This window comes from Tabrizicola sp. TH137 (genome assembly GCF_002855575.1).
In the GTDB taxonomy this organism is placed as follows: domain Bacteria; phylum Pseudomonadota; class Alphaproteobacteria; order Rhodobacterales; family Rhodobacteraceae; genus Paragemmobacter.
This window is the reverse complement of the sequence record NZ_PKRQ01000007.1, coordinates 43,885-63,837: the sequence shown is the minus strand read 5'-3', so window position 1 is coordinate 63,837 and position 19,953 is coordinate 43,885. Positions and strand designations below refer to the sequence as shown.

General features: G+C 68.3%; 17 protein-coding genes. 5 read left to right on the top strand and 12 right to left on the bottom strand.

Features of this window, described 5'->3' with window-relative positions; genetic code table 11:
• Window positions 1-109: 109 nt before the first annotated feature.
• From C0V75_RS18905 to C0V75_RS18890, 4 genes are read right to left on the bottom strand one after another with little or no spacing between them, the layout of a single operon-like run.
• Window positions 110-1,450: an oligosaccharide flippase family protein gene (locus C0V75_RS18905; protein WP_101922537.1), complete on the bottom strand. Its 1,341-nt coding sequence runs from the start codon at window positions 1,448-1,450 to the stop codon at window positions 110-112.
• The gene (locus tag C0V75_RS18900; RefSeq protein ID WP_101922536.1) at window positions 1,447-2,439 is read right to left on the bottom strand and encodes a glycosyltransferase family 2 protein; all 993 of its coding nucleotides are present in this window, start codon (window positions 2,437-2,439) and stop codon (window positions 1,447-1,449) included. The genes C0V75_RS18905 and C0V75_RS18900 overlap by 4 nt, the downstream gene beginning before the upstream one ends.
• Complete coding sequence (locus tag C0V75_RS18895) at window positions 2,436-2,996, bottom strand: serine O-acetyltransferase (protein WP_101922535.1); 561 nt, start codon at window positions 2,994-2,996, stop codon at window positions 2,436-2,438. Before C0V75_RS18895 ends, C0V75_RS18900 begins: the two co-directional genes overlap by 4 nt.
• Window positions 2,989-4,002 carry a glycosyltransferase gene (locus C0V75_RS18890; protein WP_101922534.1) on the bottom strand — a complete coding sequence of 338 codons (1,014 nt, stop codon included), beginning with the start codon at window positions 4,000-4,002 and terminating at the stop codon, window positions 2,989-2,991. Before C0V75_RS18890 ends, C0V75_RS18895 begins: the two co-directional genes overlap by 8 nt.
• A gap of 87 nt (window positions 4,003-4,089) precedes the next feature.
• Here C0V75_RS18890 and C0V75_RS18885 point away from each other — a divergent pair, with 87 nt between their 5' ends.
• The gene (locus C0V75_RS18885) at window positions 4,090-5,715 is read left to right on the top strand and encodes a hypothetical protein (RefSeq protein ID WP_101922533.1); all 1,626 of its coding nucleotides are present in this window, start codon (window positions 4,090-4,092) and stop codon (window positions 5,713-5,715) included.
• Here C0V75_RS18885 and C0V75_RS18880 read toward each other — a convergent pair.
• Together C0V75_RS18880 and C0V75_RS18875 are read right to left on the bottom strand one after the other, a co-directional pair.
• Entirely contained in the window at window positions 5,702-6,970 is a 1,269-nt protein-coding gene (locus tag C0V75_RS18880; protein ID WP_254216531.1) for a glycosyltransferase family 4 protein, read from the bottom strand. The genes C0V75_RS18885 and C0V75_RS18880 overlap by 14 nt on opposite strands.
• Window positions 6,960-7,814: a glycosyltransferase family 2 protein gene (locus tag C0V75_RS18875; protein ID WP_101922532.1), complete on the bottom strand. Its 855-nt coding sequence runs from the start codon at window positions 7,812-7,814 to the stop codon at window positions 6,960-6,962. The genes C0V75_RS18880 and C0V75_RS18875 overlap by 11 nt, the downstream gene beginning before the upstream one ends.
• Window positions 7,815-7,901: 87 nt before the next feature.
• On the opposite strand from C0V75_RS18875, the gene C0V75_RS18870 reads away from it, so the two are divergent.
• Window positions 7,902-8,726: a WecB/TagA/CpsF family glycosyltransferase gene (locus C0V75_RS18870; RefSeq protein ID WP_101922531.1), complete on the top strand. Its 825-nt coding sequence runs from the start codon at window positions 7,902-7,904 to the stop codon at window positions 8,724-8,726.
• Here the strand turns inward: C0V75_RS18870 and C0V75_RS18865 are convergent.
• Genes C0V75_RS18865 through C0V75_RS18855 form a run of 3 tightly spaced genes read right to left on the bottom strand, consistent with a single transcriptional unit; the run spans window position 8,723 to window position 13,985 of the window.
• Complete coding sequence (locus C0V75_RS18865; protein ID WP_101922530.1) at window positions 8,723-10,738, bottom strand: calcium-binding protein; 2,016 nt, start codon at window positions 10,736-10,738, stop codon at window positions 8,723-8,725. The two genes, C0V75_RS18870 and C0V75_RS18865, sit on opposite strands and share 4 nt — an antisense overlap.
• On the bottom strand, window positions 10,735-13,260 hold the full coding sequence (locus tag C0V75_RS18860; protein WP_101922529.1) for a tetratricopeptide repeat protein: 2,526 nt from the start codon (window positions 13,258-13,260) through the stop codon (window positions 10,735-10,737). The genes C0V75_RS18865 and C0V75_RS18860 overlap by 4 nt, the downstream gene beginning before the upstream one ends.
• A gap of 20 nt (window positions 13,261-13,280) precedes the next feature.
• The gene (locus C0V75_RS18855; protein ID WP_101922528.1) at window positions 13,281-13,985 is read right to left on the bottom strand and encodes a sugar transferase; all 705 of its coding nucleotides are present in this window, start codon (window positions 13,983-13,985) and stop codon (window positions 13,281-13,283) included.
• A gap of 475 nt (window positions 13,986-14,460) precedes the next feature.
• Here C0V75_RS18855 and C0V75_RS18850 point away from each other — a divergent pair, with 475 nt between their 5' ends.
• Both C0V75_RS18850 and C0V75_RS18845 read left to right on the top strand, forming a co-directional pair.
• A complete protein-coding gene (locus C0V75_RS18850; RefSeq protein ID WP_101922527.1) occupies window positions 14,461-15,873 on the top strand; it encodes a Wzz/FepE/Etk N-terminal domain-containing protein in 1,413 nt (470 codons plus the stop codon).
• Complete coding sequence (locus C0V75_RS18845) at window positions 15,870-16,709, top strand: CpsD/CapB family tyrosine-protein kinase (protein WP_143710456.1); 840 nt, start codon at window positions 15,870-15,872, stop codon at window positions 16,707-16,709. The genes C0V75_RS18850 and C0V75_RS18845 overlap by 4 nt, the downstream gene beginning before the upstream one ends.
• Here the strand turns inward: C0V75_RS18845 and C0V75_RS18840 are convergent, their stop codons facing one another.
• Window positions 16,710-17,351, bottom strand: a complete 642-nt coding sequence (locus C0V75_RS18840; RefSeq protein ID WP_101922525.1) for a hypothetical protein — start codon at window positions 17,349-17,351, stop codon at window positions 16,710-16,712.
• 520 nt (window positions 17,352-17,871) lie between these two features.
• A complete protein-coding gene (locus tag C0V75_RS18835) occupies window positions 17,872-18,774 on the bottom strand; it encodes a phosphotransferase (RefSeq protein WP_101922524.1) in 903 nt (300 codons plus the stop codon).
• A gap of 74 nt (window positions 18,775-18,848) precedes the next feature.
• On the opposite strand from C0V75_RS18835, the gene C0V75_RS18830 reads away from it, so the two are divergent.
• Entirely contained in the window at window positions 18,849-19,469 is a 621-nt protein-coding gene (locus C0V75_RS18830; protein WP_101922523.1) for a class I SAM-dependent methyltransferase, read from the top strand.
• Between the two features lie 121 nt (window positions 19,470-19,590).
• Here the strand turns inward: C0V75_RS18830 and C0V75_RS18825 are convergent, their stop codons facing one another.
• Window positions 19,591-19,887, bottom strand: a complete 297-nt coding sequence (locus C0V75_RS18825) for an HdeA/HdeB family chaperone (protein ID WP_101922522.1) — start codon at window positions 19,885-19,887, stop codon at window positions 19,591-19,593.
• Between the last annotated feature and the right edge of the window lie 66 nt (window positions 19,888-19,953).

Below are 19,953 nucleotides of genomic sequence, written 5' to 3'. Positions count from 1 at the left end.
GGCCGGATGCCTGCCGCGTGATTGCCCGCGGGTGATGCGTCGGCAGGTTGCCTGAATTCAGGCGTCGCGCTGGTCATCCGGATGATCGCGCGCGGCCTCTGCCGGGGCGTCAGATCAGACCGGTCAGGAGGACGATGGCTGGGATGGCAAGCCATGCCGCCCAGTCTTCGGTGACGTTCAGACCCGGCAGATGGCGCTTGAGCTTCCACAGGACGAAGGGGACCTGGGAGAGCGGGTGAAGGACGCTGGCGAGGATCAGCCCGTCGATGCCGCCGAGATACCAGCCGAGCGGCAGGGCCAGGCCGAGGGCGATGGTGCGGAGGGTGGAGGCGGCGGCGAGGGCGCGGCTGTCGCCGAGGCTGATGAGCAGTTCATGCCCCGGCCGGAAGCGGGCGACCAGCAGGGTGAAGGCGCCGAGGGCGAGGTAATGGGCTGAGTCCGCATAGGCGTCGGTATAGAGCAGGTCGATGATAAGCCCGGCACCGAAATGCAGCACGAGGAAGGCGGCCAGCAGGTAGGCATCGGCCATGCGTTGCAGCCGCCGATAGAGGCGCGGCAGATCGGCGCGGCGGGTCAGGCCCACCTCGCTGAAGGCCGGATAGGCGATGCGGCCCATCAGGGTGGAAAAGAGCATCTGGCCTGCCTCGACCCAGATCAGGGCGATGACGTAATGGCCGAAGGCGGTGGGGCCGAGCAGCGCGGCGAGGACCAGCTTGTCGGCATTGGTCTGGAGGAAGGTCAGGCTGGAGGACAGGATGATCCAGCGACCGAAGGTCCAGATGCGGGCCGCGATCTGGGGGTCGGGGTTCCAGGCCATGCGCGGGCCGGGATAGGCGGTATGGCTCAGGATCAGGCCGAAGACCGCCCCCACCACCATGCCGATGGCGATGGCCCAGACCGAGGGGAAGAGCCAGGCGACGATCAGGGTGGAGAGGATCGTGACCGCCTGCGCGGCGAGCGTGACGATGACGATGCGCCCCGTCTGCATCCGGCGCGATGCCAGTTCGGCGCAGGTGCTGGCCAGGCCCTGCGTGAGGGCCATGAGGGCGGTGGCGGCGATCAGGCCGGGAAGGACGGGATCGGCATAGGCGCTGCCTTCCGGAGCAAGGGTCGGGCCGAGGAGCCAGAGCAGGGCGGCGGCGAGCAGCACGCCCGCGGCGATGGTGGCGCCGCGCAGGACCTTGGCCCGCCAGGCCCCATGCAGGAAGGGCGTGGTGTCGCCATCCGGTTCGCGCACGATGCTGCGCCCGATGCCGATGTCGGAGAGCAGCGACATGGCGGTGATCACGGTCATCGCAAGGCCCACGAGGCCGAAGGCTTCTGGGGCGAGGAGGCGGGTGAGGATCAGGTTGCTGCCCAGCCGCATCGCGTTTCCGATCACGAGTTGCAGCACGGTCCAGGAGGCCGCGTTGCGTGATCGGGCGCGGAGGGAGGGCGGGGGAGAGGTCATTTGTATTCGATCAGCCCGACGCGGCGGCGGCGCAGGCGCGAGAGGTGAAAGCCGAACGCGCCTTGCGCCTCGGCGAATTTGGAAAGGGTGAGGAGGAGGGCGGTTTCGCGGCCGCTGCGGGAGAAGCTTTCGCGCGCAGCGAGGCGCAGGATCTGGGCGGGATAGGCGAGGGCGAGCAGCGCGGCAAGGCCGGGCGAGAGGGGCAGCAGGACGAGGATGAGGGCCGGCAGGGCCGCGCCCCAGAGCAGGGCGCGCCGGGTTTCACGGCGGAAATGGCCTTCGGGGCCGTGGCGATGGCGCCAATGGCCCTCGGCGAAGGCATGGCCGGCGCGGCGGGCGCGGCGCCAGAATTGGCCGAAGCGGGTGATGGCGGCGTCATGGCTCGTCATCTCGGCCTTCAGCCGTTCGATCTGCCAGCCGTCGCGGCGCAGGCGGAGGCAGAGATCGGGCTCTTCGCCGGCGATGAGGTCGGGGGAGAAGCCGCCGACGGAAGTCAGCGCCTGATATCGGGCGAGCGCATCGCCGCCGCAGGCGGTGGCGGGGCCGATGGGCGTGTCCCATTCCCGATCGCAGAGGCGGTTGTAGGCGGAGGCCTCGGGGTGGCGTTCCCGGCGCCTGCCGCAGACGATGGCCAGCCGGGGATGGGCCAGCAGATGCTGCGTAGCGGTGGTGATCCAGCCGGGGGCGAGGGTGCAGTCGCCGTCGATCAGTTGCACGAGGTCGGGCGGCGCATCGGCCAGCGCGGCGAGGCCCGCATTGCGGGCGCGGGCGGCGGTGAAGGGCGTGGTCAGGTCAAGCGCCAGGACCTGCGCCCCGCAGGCGGCGGCCTGGGCAGGCGAGCCGTCGGTGGAGCCGCTGTCCACATAGACGATGCGCGGGATGCCTGCGGCCCGGAGGCTGTCGAGGCAGGCGGTCAGGCGGGCGCCTTCGTTGCGGCCGATGGCGATGGCGGCGAGAGTCGGGGCGTCGAGGGGCGGGGCGGCGGTCATCGCTGCCCGATCTGCCGGGCGGGCACGCCTGCCATCACCGCCCCGGCGGGAACGTCGCGGGTGACCACGGCATTGGCGCCGATCACCGCCCCGTCGCCGATGCTGATGGCGCCGATGATCACCGCCCCGGCGCCGATATCGACCCGGTTGCCGATGCGTGGCCGGTCATGCGGGGCATCGGGACGGGCGATGCCGAAGGTGGTGTTCTGGCGGATGACCACGTCATCGCCGATGCTTTCGGCGACGAGGATCATGCCGCCGAAATGGTCGATGCGGACGCGGCGGCCGAGGCGGACGGTATAGGGCAGGAAGATGCCCCCCATCCATTGCGTGAGCTTTTCGCCGCTGCGGTAGAGGGCGGTCAGGGGCAGGCGCAGGGCGCGGTTGCGGATGCCCATGCGCCAGTTGCCGAAGCGATGCCAGAACACGGCCCAGAACCCCTGCGAGAAGGGGTCGCGGCCATGGGTGGCGTAATCCTCGGCGATCAGGGCGGAAAGGCCTATCCCTGCCGGGTTGGCATTGGTGAGGCCCAGGGGTCTGGGCTGCGGATCAGTCATGCGAGGGCCTTTCCGCGGACAGGAGCGGGCGGAGGGCAAGCGCGGTGAAGTCGCGCAGATGGCGGGGCGGCAATAGCGGGCGGGCGCCGCGCAGGCGGGTTTGGGCGATGTTGACGAGGGCGCCCGCCAGATGCGCGAGGGCGGTTGCCAGGGCGCGCGGGCGGCCCCCGGCGCGGCGATGGTAGAGGTGCCAGGAGTCGAACCAGTAGGCCGGGCGGGGGCGATGGATGCCGGATTGCACCCCGGTGGAGGCGCCTTCGATATGGCGGACGCGGGCCGTGGGCAGATACCAGATCGGCCCGGCCTGGGCCTGAAGGCGGCGCATCAGATCGACTTCTTCGAAATAGAGGAAGAAGGCCGGATCGAAGAAGCCCACCGCGCGCAGGGCGGAGAAGCGGAACAGCACCGCCGCCCCGGCGACCCAATCTACCGGGCCTTCGGGATGGTCAGGCGGGAGCGGGATGCGATGGCGGTGCAGGAAGCGGCTGACCGGGCCGAAGCAGGCCGTCGCCTCGAATTCCCCCAGGGCCGAGGGAAAGCGGAAGGCTGCCGTGACGGGGCGGCCGTCCGGCTGCGAGATGCCGGCGCCGACGCCCGTCACCTCGGGGCGGCGGTCAAGCAGGGCAGCGAGGCGGGACAGGGCATCGGCTTCCAGCACGGCATCGGGATTGAGGAGCAGCACGTAATCCGGTGCCTTCGCTGCCTGCGCGAGGGCGGAGAGGACCACGTTATTGCCGCGACCGAAGCCGTGATTGATCTGTTCCGGCCAGAAGGTGACGCGATCCTGCCAGCCGCGGGCGGCGATTTCGGCGCCGAGATGGGCGGCATCCGTGCCGGGGGAGGCGTTGTCCACCAGATGGACATGCAGCCTGCGGCCCGGCAGATCCTGCGCCAGCGCACTGGCGGCCGCATCAAGGGCGAGCTGCGCGGTGCCGTAGTTGACGATGATCACTGCGATGGACGGCAGGGGCGAGAGCGCGTCATCTGCGGTCTGGCGGCCGTTCATGCTTGCAATTCTGTCCCTTGGCTGAGGTAATGGGAATTAACCGCCTTGCGCGGGGGACCACAACAGGAAAGACGACACAGACGCGCGATGCCGAACCTGATTGCTCATCTTGTGCTCTTTCTTTGGCCGCTGGTGGCGGTGGTGCTGTTTCGCACCCAGCCGCCGGAGCGCGCCTTGGTCTGGACGATCCTCGGCAGCTATCTGTTCCTGCCGGTGCGGCCGGTCTTCGACTTTCCCATGGTGCCGAGCATCGACAAGGCGGTGATTGCAAGCCTTGCCGCCCTGGCCGGGGTGTTGATCGTGCGCAAGGGATGGGCCTTGCAGGAGGCCGTGGCGGGGCCTGTGGCGGTTGTCCCGGCGGCCCGTGGGGCGACGGTCTATAGCCGCTATTCCCGGCAGAGGCCGGTGGAGGAGCCGGCGCAGGGCGTGGCGGTCGCCACCGCCCCTGCTGCGGAGACTGCTGAACGGATTGCTCCCCGTGGGTCTGCCGGTCTGTCCGCAGCGCGCGGGGCGGGGCGGCCGGAGCGCCGCCTGTTGCCGGGAACCTGGGTGGCGGCGCTGGTCCTTCTGGGGGCCATCGGAATGATGGGCACCACGCTGACCAATGGCGAGCCGGTGCCTGCGGGGCCCTATTTTCTGCCCGCGATGCAGGTCTATGACATGCTGTCGGTGGTGGCGGGGCTGGGACTGTCGCTGATCCCGTTCTTCCTTGGCTGGCGCTATCTCGGCACGCCGACGGGGCAGCGGGCGATCCTTCTGGCCTTTGCTCTGGGCGGTCTGCTTTATGCGCCGCTGATGCTGATCGAGGTGCGGTTGAGCCCGCAGTTGAACGTCTGGCTTTACGGCTTCTTTCCGCATTCCTTCCTGCAGCATATGCGGGGCGGCGGGTTCCGGCCCATCGTCTTTCTGTCGCACGGGCTGTGGGTCGCCATCTTCATGGCGATGGCGATCCTGTCCAGCCTTGCGCTGTGGCGGCTGACGCCGACGGGGCTGCGCCCGTTTGACCGGTTGCGCTGGCTGGTGTTGGCGGGGGTGCTGCTGGTGGTGCTGCTGCTGGCCAAGACGCTGGGGGCATTCATGATCACCGTCGCGCTGGGTGTGGTGGTGCTGTTCGGGGGCAGGCGGCTGGTGATGCTGGTGGCGGCGGGGGTGGCGGCGCTGGTGATTCTTTATCCTATGGCGCGGGGAGCGGGCCTTGTGCCGCTGGATACCGTGATGAGCCTGGCCGAGAGCGTGAGCGCGGATCGGGCGGGATCCTTCCGGTTCCGGCTGGACAACGAGGATCTGCTGCTGGCCAGGGCGAATGAGAAGGCGCTGTTCGGCTGGGGGACCTGGGGGCGGGGGTTCATCTATAATGAATGGGGCAACCGGACGTCGATCACGGATGGCTCTTGGATCATCGTGATGAACGGTTTTGGCTGGGTGGGCTATCTGGCGCAGTTCGGGCTGTTGTGCGTCCCCTTGATGCGGCTGGCCTTCCAGCGCGAGGTGACGCCCGAGGCGGCCTTTCTGGCGGCCGTGGTGGCGGCGAATCTGATGGACCTGATTCCCAATGCGACGCTGGAATCCATCACTTGGCTGGCGGCCGGTGCCGTGGCGGGGTCGATCTTGCCACGCGGGGTGGCGGCGGCACGGGTGGCGGCGCGGCGGGCGCCCCCGGCGCGCGACGGGATGCCGGGGGGGATGCCTGCGCGGCGGGTCAGCCGGTCGTGACCTGAGCGGCGAAGAGGGCGGCGAGGCGGCGGGCTTCGCTGTCGATGGCGAAATCGGCCAGAACGGTGGCGCGGCCCGCCTGTCCCATCCGCTGCCGCAGGGCGGGATCGGCGAGGAGCCGGTCGATGGCGTCGATCAGAGATCCGGTATCTCCGGCGGGGATGAGGAAGCCGTTCTCGCCGTCGCGGACGAGTTCGGGGATCCCCGCGATGCGCGAGGCGATGACGGGCAGGCCGGTCGCCATCGCCTCCATCAGCACCACGGGGACGCCTTCGGCGAAGCTTGGCAGGACGAGGAGATCGGACTTTTGCAGCAGGTCGGCCACGGCCTCTTCGGGCTGGGCGCCGAGGAAGGTGGCGATGCCGTCGAGGCCGAGCGCGTGGGCATGGGCGCGGATATGCGCGCCATGGGGGCCGTCGCCGATGAAGCTGGCGGTGAGGTCGGGATGCGCGGCGCGCAGGGCGGCAAGGGCATCGAGCAGCAGGTCGGCGCCCTTGACCGGGTCGAGGCGGCCGACGAAGGCGAGATGCGGTCGGCCCTCGGGCGGCGTGACGCGGGGCTGGAAACGCGCCGGGTCGATGCCGCAATGGACGATGCGGATGCGGTCCCAGTGGCGCCGGTCGGAGAGATACATGAGCTGGCTGCGGCAGAAATGGCTGATGGCCACGGTGAAGGCGGCGCGGGCGACCTTTTCATCCAGCCGCCAATGCGGGGTTTCGAAGAATTCCGACGGGCCGTGCATGGTGAAGGAATAGGGCAGGCCCGTCATCGTGGCCGTGAGGAGCGCCACGCTACAGGAGGAGCTGCCGAAATGGTTGTGCAGATGGACGATGCCGCGTTTCTGGAGGTGGCGGGCGAGGATGCCCGCCTCCAGAAAATAGAAGACCTGCCAGAGAAAGGCCTTGAGCCCCGGCGGGCGCAGGCGGAAGGCCAGGGTGAGGGTGTGGAACCAGCGCCGGGGGGCGCTGGCGATCAGGTGCAGATGGGCGGCGATCAGGGTGAAGGGGTTGCGCGCGGCATCGAGGATGCAGAAGGTGCGCGCGGCTTCGGCTTGCTGGTCGGGGCCGACGATGGCGGCGGTCGGAGCGCGGCGGACGGTGCAGGTTTCGATGGTCAGGCCGAGGCGGCGGAGGGCGGCCACCTCGCGCTGGATGAAGGTATGCGAGACCTTGGGATATTCGCCGGTCAGATAGGCCATGGGGCCGGGATCGGGGATCGGGCCGTCGGGCAGGGCGGGGCGGGGATCAGCGGCCACGGGTGAAGTCTCCGGAGGCAGGTCGCAGCCGTGCGGCGAGGCGGACAGCCATGTAGGTGGCCAGATCGAGCGGCTGGCGCGCGAGCAGGCGCAGCAGCAGGCCGGGCGCGGCGGCGGTTTCCTCGCCCTTGCGGAACAGGGCGGGGTGGTCGCGGTGGAGTTCGGCGAGGCCCGCATCCTGCCTGCGGCGGACGCGGGCGAGGTTGGCGAAGCCTTCGGGCAGGGGCCAGAGATAGGGGAAAGGCACTTCGATCCGTTCGGCGGGGGTGAAGTGGAGGCGGACGAAACTGTCATCCGAGATCAGGTCGGGGAAGGCCTTCCAGCGGGCGCGGCCGGCCGGGTTCACCGCGAAGAGGCCTGCGCCGGGTGCGCCCTGTTTGTGGAAGGGCAGCGCCATCCAGAGACGGCCATAGCGACGGGTGACCGCGCTTTGCGCCGGGGCGAGGGTGAGGCGGCCTGTGGCATAGCGGGGTTCGGGCTGCGCGAGGACCGCGCGCAAGGCGGCGATCAGGCCGGGGGCACAGGTCACATCGGCATCGAGATAGGCGCGCGGGCCATGCGGGGCGAGGGCATCGGCGCGGTTGAGGGCGGCGGGTTTGCCGGGCGTTTCGCTGTCGATCACGATGAGGCGGCTGCCCCGGGCGGCAAAGGCGGCACTGCGGAGCCGGGCCTGCGCCACGGTATCGTCGCGGCAGGCATTGGCCGACAGGATCACCACCATCTGCCCGGCCTGGGGCGACTGGTCGAGCAGCGCATCGAGGCAGGGGCCGATCCAGGCGGATTCGTTGCTGGCGGGAATGATGATGGTGAAGGGGGTATCCGCATCGGTCGGGGAATCGGTCATGCGGGCTACTCGGACATCCGATACGGGTTTCGCTGCGGGGCATGTTAAACTAGGTTAAGAGCCTTGAGGCAACAGGGCTTTCCCGGAATGCGATCCGGGGGCGGAAGATCGGCGGCGGTGCGCGTGACGGCAGGCGAAGGAAGGGCGGCGATCCTGCGGTTCGGGGTCCCGGGGGCGGGCGAAGTGGGCGTGACGACCGCGGGGCGGGAGGCGCTGCTGGCCGAGATGGCGGCACGGTTGCAGGCGGGGCAGGGCTTTGCGGTGGCCACGCTGAACCTTGACCATGTGGTGAAGCTGCGGCGCGATGCGGGGTTCCGGGCGGCCTATGCAGCGCAGACCCATGTGGTGGCGGATGGCAATCCCATCGTCTGGCTGTGCCGGTTGGCGGGGCGGCGGGTGGAGCTGGTGCCGGGATCGGACCTGATCGGGCCGGCCATGGCCATGGCGGCGCGGCTGGGCGTGCCGGTGGGGGTGATCGGATCGACCGAGGCCGTGCTGGAGCGCGCGGCGGCGCGGCTGGAGGCGGCGCATCCGGGGCTGCGGATCGTGGCGCGGCTGGCCCCGCCGATGGGCTTTGATCCCGAGGGGCCGGGGGCCGAGGCGGTGCTGGAGGCGGTGGCGGCGCGGGGGGCGCGGCTGGTGTTGCTGGCGCTGGGTGCGCCGAAGCAGGAAAAGCTGGCGGCGCTGGGCCGGCTGCGGCAGCCGGGACTCGGCTTCCTGTCGATCGGGGCGGGGCTGGATTTCATTGCCGGGGCGCAGAAGCGGGCGCCGCTCTGGGTGCGGCGGCTGGCGCTGGAATGGCTGTGGCGGATGCTGGGCAATCCGCTGCGGCTGGCCGGGCGCTATGCGGCTTGCCTCGCGGCATTGCCGGGGCTTGCGCTGCTGGCGCTGGGAGAGCGGCGGGGCGGTTAGGGCGTCGGGGCGGCGGGGGGCGGGGTGTCGATCTCGGTCCCGTCTGCAAAGCGCAGCCGTTCCACCGAGAAGAGGTGCCAGCGCCCCGAAGGGCCATGGGCAACGGTGCGCGGGCCATCGGTGGTGAAGGTGATCTGGTCGGGGGCGTCGGGCAGAACGGCGGTGTCGGTGCCGTCGCCGCCATGGATATGGTCGAGGCCCGGACCGGGATTGAGCAGATCGTCGCCCGCCCCGGCGAGCAGGATGTCACCCTTCACGGTGCCGGACAGGGCATTGTCGCGGTCATTACCTTCGATGGTGCGGCCATGCTGATAGCGGGTGCCGCCCGAATCGCCCCACCAGTTGGGGGTCGTGCGGTTGCGTTCGAACAGGAGTTCGGCGGTGGGGTTGGGGATGCCGGGCGCATCGACGAGCGAGAAGCTGCCCCATTTGGAGCCGACACCGCTGTCGCCGAAATGCATGTAGGGACCGTCGCCCACATCCTTCCAGACATCCCAGTTGGTGGCGGTGAGGGCGGCCATCTCGGGGCCGCGGACATAGGCGGTCATGAACTCTGTGACGGCCTGGACATCGGCCTCGGTCAGGCCGGGGATGGCCCAGGCGTGATGGAGGTGCTGGCCGCCTTCATAGGCCAGAAGATCGAGGCCCGCGGCGGCGGCGAGGGCCTTCTGTTCCTCCAGCACCTTGCGGTTGGTGGCGGGGGTGTCCGGACGGGCCGGATCGGTGAGGACCTCTGTCAGCCATCTGCGGGCGGCGGCGGGGTCTTCCTGGACGCGTGCGACGAGTTCGGCCCGCGTCTCTTCGTTCGACATGATGTTGCCGGCGAAATAGGTCGTCAGCGCGAGCGAGTCGAAGACGGCTGCCGGAGGGAGATAGCTGTCGGGTTCCGCCTTTGCCCAGGGTTGCGGGTTGAGGAGGATGCCGGTCCCCCAGGTGTTGACGGTCTGGGTGGGCAGGACGTTGTTGAGCCGGGTGGTGGCATCGGCACCGAAGACGTCTTCCCAGATCAGCGCGTCACGGGTCGCCTCGCGCGTGGTGAAGGCGAAGCCGCCTTCGTGGGAATAGGGAATGCCCCAGGTGGCGGCGGCCTGTTCGCGGACCCAGCGGCCCTGGGGGAAGGCCTCGTTCCAGACTTCGTTGGAATATTCGACATGGGCGACGAGCGCGGGGTCGAGATTGGCATAGACGTATTCGGCAAAGGCGCGGACATAGGCGTCGTCGGCGGCATGCGGCATGCAGAACCACGGGTCGGCGCCGGTGAGGTTGGCGAGTTCCACCATGAGCGAGAGCGGCGCGCCCTGCCGGCGCATCTTCCAGAAGCCGGGCGCGTCGATCAGGGGAAGATCGCCCGGCGCGATGCGCGACCCGTTGATCGGCTGCCAGTTCATGAAGCGCAGCAGGCGGGCATCCTTGACGAGGTCGAGCCATTCGGGACGGAAGATCACGCCCGCCTCATGCAGGGGGAGGTATTTGTCCTGAACGACCGAGATGTTGCGGATCGGGTTGCCGATCCCGCGCGGATCAAGGTCGGTGATGGTGATCCAGAGCGATTTGCCTTGCGTCGAAAAGACGATGCGGCCGGGGCGGGCGTCCAGCCTGCGGACATCGCCGTCGATGGAGATACGGCCTTCGCCTTCATAGGTGAGGATATAGGTTCCGGCGCGTTCGCTGGCGGTGGCGTCGGGATAGGCCCAGATGGTGCGGATGGCCGTGATGCCGGGAGGGAAGCGGGTCACCCAGCCTTCGTCATCGACATAGCCGCCCGCGATGAGGCTGGCGGCATTCATGGTTTCCCAATCGCCCGGCGCGGCGCCGAGCCAGGGCCGGGCCGACATCATCTGGTCGATGAAGGGGCGGCCGGTGTCCCAGTCGCTGAATCCGCCGGTGCCGATGGCCAGCGTCGGGTCGGTCAGGCCATCGGGCGGCAGGAGGGGCGGCAGGGTCTGGGCGGGGGCCGCCGTGGCGGCGCAGAGCAGGGCAAGGAGGGGGAGGACACGCGGGCCGCGTGTCACGGGGTGCCATCCTCTGCATCGGCGGGTGCGGGGGCCGGTTCCGCAGCCGGAGCCGTGGCGGCAGGGGCCGGGCTGTCGGCCGCCGGAGCGGGCTGATCCAGCGCGGCCAGCGCGGCCTCGGCGTCGATGCGCCAGGGGGGCGTGGCGGTGCCAGCCAGCGCGATGGCGACGGTCAGGCGATCACGCGCCTCTTCGATCCGGCCGAGGGCGGCGTAGGCTTCGCCCAGGTGGAACTGCACCGACCCGTCTTCCGGCAGGCCCTCGGAGGCGGCTTCCAGATAGGGCAGGGCTTCGGTGACCTCGCCCTGAAGGAAGGCGATCCGGCCATAGGTATCCTGGAAGGCGGGGACGGGCGTGCCGCGCAGGCGGCGGGCGATGGTATAGGCGCGGGCGATGGTTTCCGGGTCCTGCCGGAGGGTGGTCAGCAGGCTGGCCAGATTGTTGGCAACGATCACGTTGGCGCTGTTTTCGGCATAAAGCTCTTCATAGACGGCCAGCGCACCTTCGTAATCACCGGCATCCTGTAGGGCAGAGGCACGGACCCAGCGGAGATCGGGCGAGGAGGGATTTGCTTCGAGCCCTGCGGCGAGGATCGCTTCGGCTTCGGTCGTTTCCCCGGCGAGCAGCAGCAGGGAATAGAGGCCGCGGATGGCGAGATCGTCACCCGGATTCGCGGCGATCAGGCGGCGGTATTCGGCGATGGCCGCGTCATTGCGTTCAAGCAGCGTGTCGAGCGCGGCGGATTGGTGGCGCAGTTCGCGATCCTCGGGCAGGCGGGTGAGCGCCTCGTCAAGGAAGCGGCGGGCGTCTTCGGTCTTGCCGCTGCGGATCTGGGTCTGGACGATGAGGGAAATCCAGCGCGCATCGGCGGGGCCGGCGGCGGCGCGGGCTTCTAGGAGGGCGAGGCCCTCTTCGATACGGTCCTGACCGATCAGGATGGCGCTGTCGAGCTGATCGGCGGCGGCGGTATAGACCTCGTCGCCGAGGCTGCGCATGGTGTTGGAGATTTCCGTCGCAAGCGGCCAGTCCGAGGTGCGGACGGCCAGACCGGCGAGCGAGTCGAGCAGGGCAGGATCGGCGCGGTTGCTGCGCCAGGAATCAAGCAGCACCGTCTTGGCAAGGGAGTCCCGCCCGTCTTCGAGCAGGAAGGCCGCGTAGCGCAGGGCAAATTCCGGCGCGCTGGCAGAGGCCTGGGCGGCCTGGGCGAGGCTGTCGGCGGCCAGCTCGCGGCTGCCGTCGCGGAGATAGGCATCGGCCAGCAGCGACAGGATGCGCGGATCGTCCGGCGTCTGGCCGAGGGCGGCGCGCAGGTCGATCACGGCATCGGCGGAGCGGTCTTCGGCGATGCGCCAATTGGCGCGGATCATCAGGGCTTCGACCTGGCTCGGATCTTCGGCGAGGACCTGGTCGATCAGGGCGCGGGACCGGTCGCGGTCGCCCGTGCCATCGAGCATCCGGGCAAGCAGCGTCTTGATGCGGCGGGTCTGGTCCGAGGCGGAGGCGGTGGCGAGAATGCTGTCGATTTCCGCCACGGCGGTATCGGTATCGCCCAGTTCAAAGCGCAGCGAGGCGCGGAGGGCGGTATAGAGATCGGCGTTCGGCTTGCCCTGATTGGCCGTGATGAGGGCGTCCAGCGTTTCGATGGCGCTTTCGGGGCTGCGGAAGGTCTTGCGGAATTCCACCAGCGCGACGTGGTTATCGACCGGACCGTCGAGCGGACCGGCGCGTTCCACGAGGAAGGCTTCGGCACCGTCGGGATCATCCTGCCGGATGAACCATTGCAGCAGGGTGGGGGGCAGTTCCTCCACATTGGGGAAGAGGTCGATCATGGTCCGCAACTGGGCGGTGACCGCGTCCGTGTCTTCCGCAGCGATCAGGAGGCGGAGCTTGAGTTCCTGAAGGCCGTAGTCGATCGGCTGTGCGGCGAGGGCCTCTTCCACCAGCGGCAGGGCATCGGCGGGCGTGTCGCCGAGGCTGGTCTGGTCGATCAGGATGCGGCGCAGGGCGGGATTGTCGGGCTGGTCTGCGCGCCGGGCGGCGGCCTCTTCGGCGATGCGGGCGCGGGCGGTGTCGTTGCCGCTTTCCGTCGCGGCGCGGTAGTCGAGCGCGAGGATGAGGGAGCGGACAACGGGGCTGTCGGGTTGCAGCCGTTCGGCGGCGCGGGTCTGGGCTTCGTAGGTGTCCCAGTCATTCTGGCTGAGCGCGATTTCCGCGATGCGGATGATGCCGTCGATGGCATCGGGATGCTGTTCGACCAGAATCTGATACTGGCCGTAGGCGCCCGCGATATCGCCCCGTTCGTAGAGGAGGTTGGCGAAGTAGATGCGCGCCTCCCGGTGATCGGGGTCGTATTCGAAGACGTTGCGCAATTCGACGATGGCGCGTTCGAAATCACCCGAGTCCACGAGGGCGCGGGCGGATTCGAGATGGCCGTTGGCCTTTTCTTCGGAGCTTTGGCAGGCGGCAAGCGCCAGGACGGCGGCCAGAAGGAGCGGTCGGATGAGGTTTGATCTCTTGTGCATGGGTTTGGCGGTGGGGCCGGTTAGTGACCGGTGCCCTGAAGGACGACAACGAGGGTTGCAAGGATCAGCCGCATGTCGGTGACGAAGGACAGGCGGCGTTCATATTCCTGGTCGAAGGCGGCGCGTTCGACGAATTCCGAGTTGTTGCGCGAGGAGACCTGCCACATGCCGGTGATGCCGGGGCGGAGGCGGTAATAGGCGCTGCCGGGATAGAGCGGCTGCTGGCAGGGGAGCATCGGGCGGGGGCCGACGAGGCTCATGTCGCCCTTCAGCACGTTCCAGAGCTGCGGCAGTTCGTCGAGCGAGGTCTTGCGCAGGGCGCGGCCGAAACGGGTGATGCGCGGGTCGTTGCGCAGCTTCTGGGTGCGGTGCCATTCGTCATGGGCGACCGGGTCGATGGCGAGATGCGCCTCAAGGCGGGCATCCGCATCGGTGACCATGGTGCGCAGTTTCCACATCCGGTAGGCGCGGCCATCCTTGCCGATGCGCATCTGGCTGAAGAAGGGAGAGCCGCCATCGCGGGCGATGATGAGCGCGAGGACCAGCACGCAGAGCAGGACGGCGGGCGCTGCGGCAAGAACGAAGAAGATGTCGAGCGCGCGTTTGCCGAACCTGCGATAGACCGTCGCCGCAGCGCGGCGAGGAAGGGGCAGGGGCTGGTCAGCGGATGCCGGAGAAAGCGGGTTGACCGCCGGGGCACGCGAGGGATCGAACGGCGCAGTCATTTCAAATTCGTTCCGCGATTACCGGTGCTATCAACGTTGACCCTGCCTGTCCTGACCGGGCCCCATCGGCGACTCGGCCCGGCGTTTTAGGGCAACGGCGTTTACCTTGCCTAATTTTCCCGGGAAATGTATCCCCTTTTTACGAATGTTAACACCCGCAAGAGGTTTTTGTCCGCAAGCGCCGCAGAATTAGGCGCGAGTGTTGCAACAATCATAGGATGATCGTTTCCCGTTTTCGCTTGGGGGTCCTTCTGCGACGCTGCGGCGCGGCATCCCTGCGGGAAAACAGTGAGATTTTCGGCCGGGTGATTCGTTCCGGCGGGGGCGCGGTCGGAATCTGCCCGTGTGTCCTGTTCGAAATTCATAAGTGTTGCCAGCGCCGGTTGTAAGAGGCATCAGTGGGGCGCAGAGGTGATCGGCACCTGTCTTTGGGAGGGGGCAGGCGGCGAGGTTTGCGGGGCGAGCGGTCGGGGCGATGGATCTGAGGTTTTATCTTTCACGGTTTTTGCGGCAGGTTCACTGGTTCCTGCTGGTCGTCGTGGTGTTTGCGGCGGCGGGCTTCGTTGCCGCGCGGGTCTTGCCGACCGTCTATGTGGCCAGCGCGCTGCTTGTCGTGGAATCGGAGCAGATACCCGATGCTCTGGCGCAATCGACGGTGCAGACCCAGGCCAGCGAGCAGTTGCAGATCATCGAGCAACGCATCCTGGCGCGGGACAAATTGCTGGATGTGGCGGATCGGCTGCGGATCTATGAGGTGGTCCGCCCCGGGGCGGAGCGGCCGCTGACCGCAGGCGAGATCGTGGCGGACATGCGCAGCCGGGTGGACATCAACACCACCTTCGATCGCGGTGGCAGCGGCCGAGCCCAGGCGACGCTGGTGCGGGTGAGTTTCGATTCGCCCGAGGCGCAGCTTGCGGCGGCGGTCACGAATGAACTGGTGACGCTGATCCTTGAGGAAGACGTCGCCATGCGGACGGTTGTCGCGCGGCAGACGCTGGAATTCTTCCAGCAGGAAGTGGAGCGGCTGGAGCAGGCCATGGCCGAACGGTCGGGGGCGATCCTGGCCTTCAAGGAAAAGAACCTGTCGGCCCTGCCCGACAGTCTGGAATTCCGGCGCGAGGAATTGACGCGGGTCCAGGCCCGCGTGGCGGAACTGGAGCGCGAGGAGGCGGCGATTTCCGAACAGATCGACCGGCTGGCGCGGCTGCGGAGTAGCACGACGGCAGCAGCCACCGGCGAGGCGACGGCAGGAACGACGGGCGGGGTGACCACGCGTGACATCCGCCGCGACGATCTGGTGACGCAGCTTGGCTTTGTGACCGACGAGAAGGCGCGGCTTGAGGCGCGGGTGCTGGAATTGACGACGTCGATCTCGCAGACCCCCGGAAATGCGGTGCTGCTGGAGGCGCTGGAGCGGGAGTATTCGAATATCCGCTCTCAATATGATCAGGCGGTGTCGAACCGGGCGAAGGCCGAGACGGGCGAGACGATCGAGGCGCTGTCGAAGGGGCAGCGGATCACGGTGATCGAACAGGCCGTGGCCCCCGATGCCCCGACCAAGCCGAATCGCCCGAAGATCATGGCGGCCGGAATCGGCGCAGGGATGATGGCGGGGCTGGGTCTGGTGGCCGTGCTGGAGTTTCTGCGCGGGGCCGTCCGGCGGCCGGCCGACCTGACCTCGGCGTTGGGGATCACGCCGCTGGCGACGCTGCCCTATGTGCCCACCCTCGCCGAGAAGCGGCGCAACCGGATGCTTGCGGTCGGGGGGGTGGTCATCCTCATCCTGACAATCGTGCTGGGGATATGGCTGGTGCATACGCAGGTAATGCCGCTGGATCTGATCATGGAGAATCTCCGGGCCCGCCTGCCTTTGTGGATGTCGCTGTGACGGGGGAACGGATGGAGCGGTTGCAGGCGGCGATTGCGCGGGCGCGCGAGGCACGGATCAATGGCGGGGCAGGTGCGGGAGAGGCGGCGGTGCGTGCGCTTCCCGTGGCGGATGCCATGGCGGGGGCGGATGTCTGGTCGGCCCTGCCGCAGTATCAGCCGGAGCGCGGCGTGTTCGAGGCGGCGCGGCTGGTGTCGATGACCGGCGGGCGGGATGGCCCGGCCTTCGATGTGGTGCGGACCAAGGTGCTGCACCAGATGAAGACGAATGGCTGGAAGCGGATCGCCATCACCTCGCCCACGGCGGGATGCGGGAAGAGCACGGTGTCGCTGAACCTCGGCTTTTCGCTGTCGCGGCAGAAGGACCGGCGCACGATCCTGTGCGAGGCCGATCTGCGGCGGCCGTCCTGGACGAAGATGCTGCGGCTGAAGGAGCGGCACAGTTTCGCGCGGGTTCTGACGGGAGAGCAGCCGTTTTCCGCCAATGCCTTGCGCTATGGCCAGAATTTCGCCCTGTCGAGCACCTTCGAGGCGGCGCGCAACCCGGCCGAGACGCTGCATGGCGGGGTGGTGCCGGAGATATTGGCCGAGATCGAGGCGGAGTATCAGCCGGACATCATGATCTTTGATCTGCCGCCGCTTCTGGTGACGGATGATGCGCTGGCCTTCCTGGTGAATGTGGATTGCGCCTTGCTGGTTGCGGCGGCGGAAACCTCGACCGTGGGGCAGATCGACAATTGCGAACGCGAGATCGCGTCCCGCACCAACATGATGGGCGTGGTGCTGAACAAGTGCCGCTATGCCGGAGCGGAATACGGCTACGGCTACGGCTATTGATCAGGACAGGGCGCGGCGGCGCATCCGCGCCGCGCCGAGCAGGGCAAGACCGGAGAGCAGCAGCACGGGCCCGGCGGGCAGGGGCACGGCGCTGATGGTGGCGTTGACATAAAGCTCATCGAGCTTGGCGCTGCGCCTGTTGCCAGGGGCGCGCAGTTCGAGGTCTTCGAAAGCGACCGCCAGCGTGCCGACACCCTGGACGACGACATCGGTGATGGGGTTCCACGCGATGAAGAAACTGGTGAAGCCCTCTCCCCTCGTGGTGAAGGCACCCATCCCCGTGGTCATCACGGAATACCAGACCGTGTTGATGCGGAAGGCGAGTTTGGCTTCTGCGAAGAAGGTGCCGCCTGCCTGTGCGCGCTTGTCCTCGTCTTCATCGTCGTCGTTCTCGTCCTTGCTGTCATCGACTTCGAACTTGAGGAAGCGGAAGGTCGCGGAGGGATCGAGACGGCGGTCGTCGCCTCTGTTGAAGTCAACTTCGGCTTCAATACCGCAGTCATCGCCCTTGCTGCGCGACGGACCCGGACAGGACAATTCGATGGAGGACCGGCTTTCGCTGACGGTGAAGGTCACCGGTGCGGCCAGGGCCGGAGCGGCGAAGAAGAGAAGAGCAGCGGAGATGGCGGCGAGGCGGGACATCGGGATACTCTTGGCAACAGGGGCGCAGTGCCCGGGTTAAGACGTGTTGCTGCCAGAATTAGGCCACATTCCGAAAAACACCAAGGAAATCAGGGGATCGAGGGGGGCATCAGACCTTGGTCGCGCCTTTGGACCGGGAATTGATGCCGGAACCGCAGCAATCCCACGGCCCGCGCGCCCTTTGATCCCGCTTCGGCATCGGCTGCCCGTGACCGGCGAGGCGAATCGGTTGCTGTGTCGGGTGGGCGTGTCGGGAAAAAGAAAGGGGACGCCGGAGCGTCCCCAGATTGCGATGGGTTCCGCCTCTCGGACCGCCGCGATGATGCGACAGACCCGCGAGTTCCAAACTCTAATCCCCAGAAGGAGCGGCAGTCCGATCCGCCCCCGTGCGCGAGGCACCCCAGTTCCCGTTAGGAAAGGTTAACCCAAAAGCACCCTGATTGGGAAACACCTTTCTCAACCCTGCCGGGAACCGGGCGTGATTTGGCCATGGGCTGGCCAAACTGCAACATCGGAGCGGCTAGGCGCCGGCGCGGATGGCGGCGAGATGGGTGGCGAAGGACGCCTCGGCCATCAGCGCGCGGCAGCGGGTGAAGCGGCCGGTGGCATAGGCCATGAAGTCATCTGCCGGGTTGCCATTGGCGTGCTGGATGAGGCCCCACAGCGTCCAGAGCAGATCGCACATCGCCTTGTAGATGACCATGCGCCCCCGGTCGGCGGGATGGGGCGGGCCGTCGAAATAGACGTGGAGGAGTTCGTCATCCTGCGCGGCATCGAAGCCCGCCTCGACGGAGAGGTCGCCCAGATCCCACATCGGATCATTCATGCCGGAATATTCCCAATCGACGATCCACATGCGGGTGCCGGTATCGAGGAAGTTTTCGCAGAGCGGGTCGCAATGGCAGGGGACGAGGGGGAGGGGATGGGCGGCGAGGGCGGCGCGGACCTGCTGCGCTTCGGCCAGGGCGGCGTCATAGCCGTCTGGCAGGGCGGTGGATTTGGTGGCGAGCAGGGCGCGGTAATCGTCGATCATCGCGAAAAGGTCGAAGCGGGCGGGGAAGTGTTCGCCGCTGTCGTGAAGCTGGCGGAAGGCGCGGGCGGCGCGGGCGGGGCTGCCTGCGCGCGTGCGGAAAAGGTCGGGCGTCATGGTGACGGTGTCGGCGATGTAGCGGGTGACCATCAGGCCGGTGGCGGGATCGGCATGGATCACCTCGGGCGAGACGCCGGCGCGGGCGGCGGCGCGGGCGGCGATGGCTTCGTTGGCGCGGTCGATATATTCGGCGGTGCCTTCGCCGGGGATGCGGAGGATGTGGTCGCCCATGTGCCAGACGCGGTTCGTGAGCCCGCCAAGCCGGCGGGGTGTGCCGGTGAAGCCCGCAAGTGCCGGGATGGTGGTGGCGATGGCGGCGATGTCGTCGGTCATGTGTCCCCCGGTGGCGTTGCCTTGGGCCGCAGTCTGGCCCAATCTGGGCCGGGCGCAAAGCGGGGAGTGGCGGGATGGCGGGGCAGCATGACGGGCATCTGGGTGCGGTCTATGAGGCCAAGGCACCGGAGGAGGTGGCGGCGCTCTATGATGGCTGGGCCGCGACCTATGACGCCGAGATGGCGAAGGCCGGGTATCGGCATCCTGCCGTGGGGCTGGCGCTTTTGTCCCGGCATCTGCCACGGGGGGCGGGGCCGGTGCTGGATGCGGGCTGCGGGACGGGCTTGCTGGGCGATTGGCTGGGGATCATGGGATTCGCGCCGGTCGAGGGGTTGGACCTGTCGGAAGGGATGCTGGCGGTGGCGCGGGCCAAGGGGGCCTATGCGCGGCTGCATCGGCTTGCGCTGGGGCGGGCGTTGCCCTTTGCCGATGGGGAATTTGCGGGGGTGATTTCGACCGGCGTCTTCACCACGGGTCATGTGGGGATCGAGGGGGTGCCGGAGCTGGTGCGGATCACGGCTTTGGGCGGGCCTGTCGTTCTGACGGTCAAGACGACGCTGTGGGAGGGCGGCTTTGGCGCGGCGCTGGAGGCGCTGGGCGGGGTGCGGGTGGTGGAGCGGACGGAGCCCTACGTGTCGATGCCCGGCGAGGCGGGGACGGTGCCGTCGTTGGCGGTGGTGTTGCGGCGGGTCTGAGGCGCGGTGCCCGTTGGCGGGGTGCGATGGGGGGCTGTCCGCCCCCCTTGGGCCGCTTGCGCGGCCCTTCCCCCCCGAGCATGTTTCTGGACAGAGAGTGCAGGGGGGCGGTTGGACTGTGTCAGCCGTTCTCGGCGGTGTAGAGCGCGTCCATGACGCTGCTGCCGGGGTTCTGCTGGCAGAGTGCGATGGCGCCGTCGATATTTGCGCTGAGGCGGTCGAGGTCGAAGGTCGGGTCCTGCGCCTGCCCGCCCATGTAGCCGTCGATCCAGAAGAGGAGGGTGGTGATGCCGTCCTGATCCATCGTCGCCAGATCGGCGCAGGTGATGGTGGAGATGTCGGCGGATTGGGCGAGGGCGGGGCTGGCAAGCATTGCGGCGAGCAGGGTCGCGCTGGCCATGCGGGAGAGGTGGGTCATCGGATCGGTCCGTTCACTGGTTACAACAGAGGATGCCGGGTCGCGCCCGGCAATCCTATCCTATCC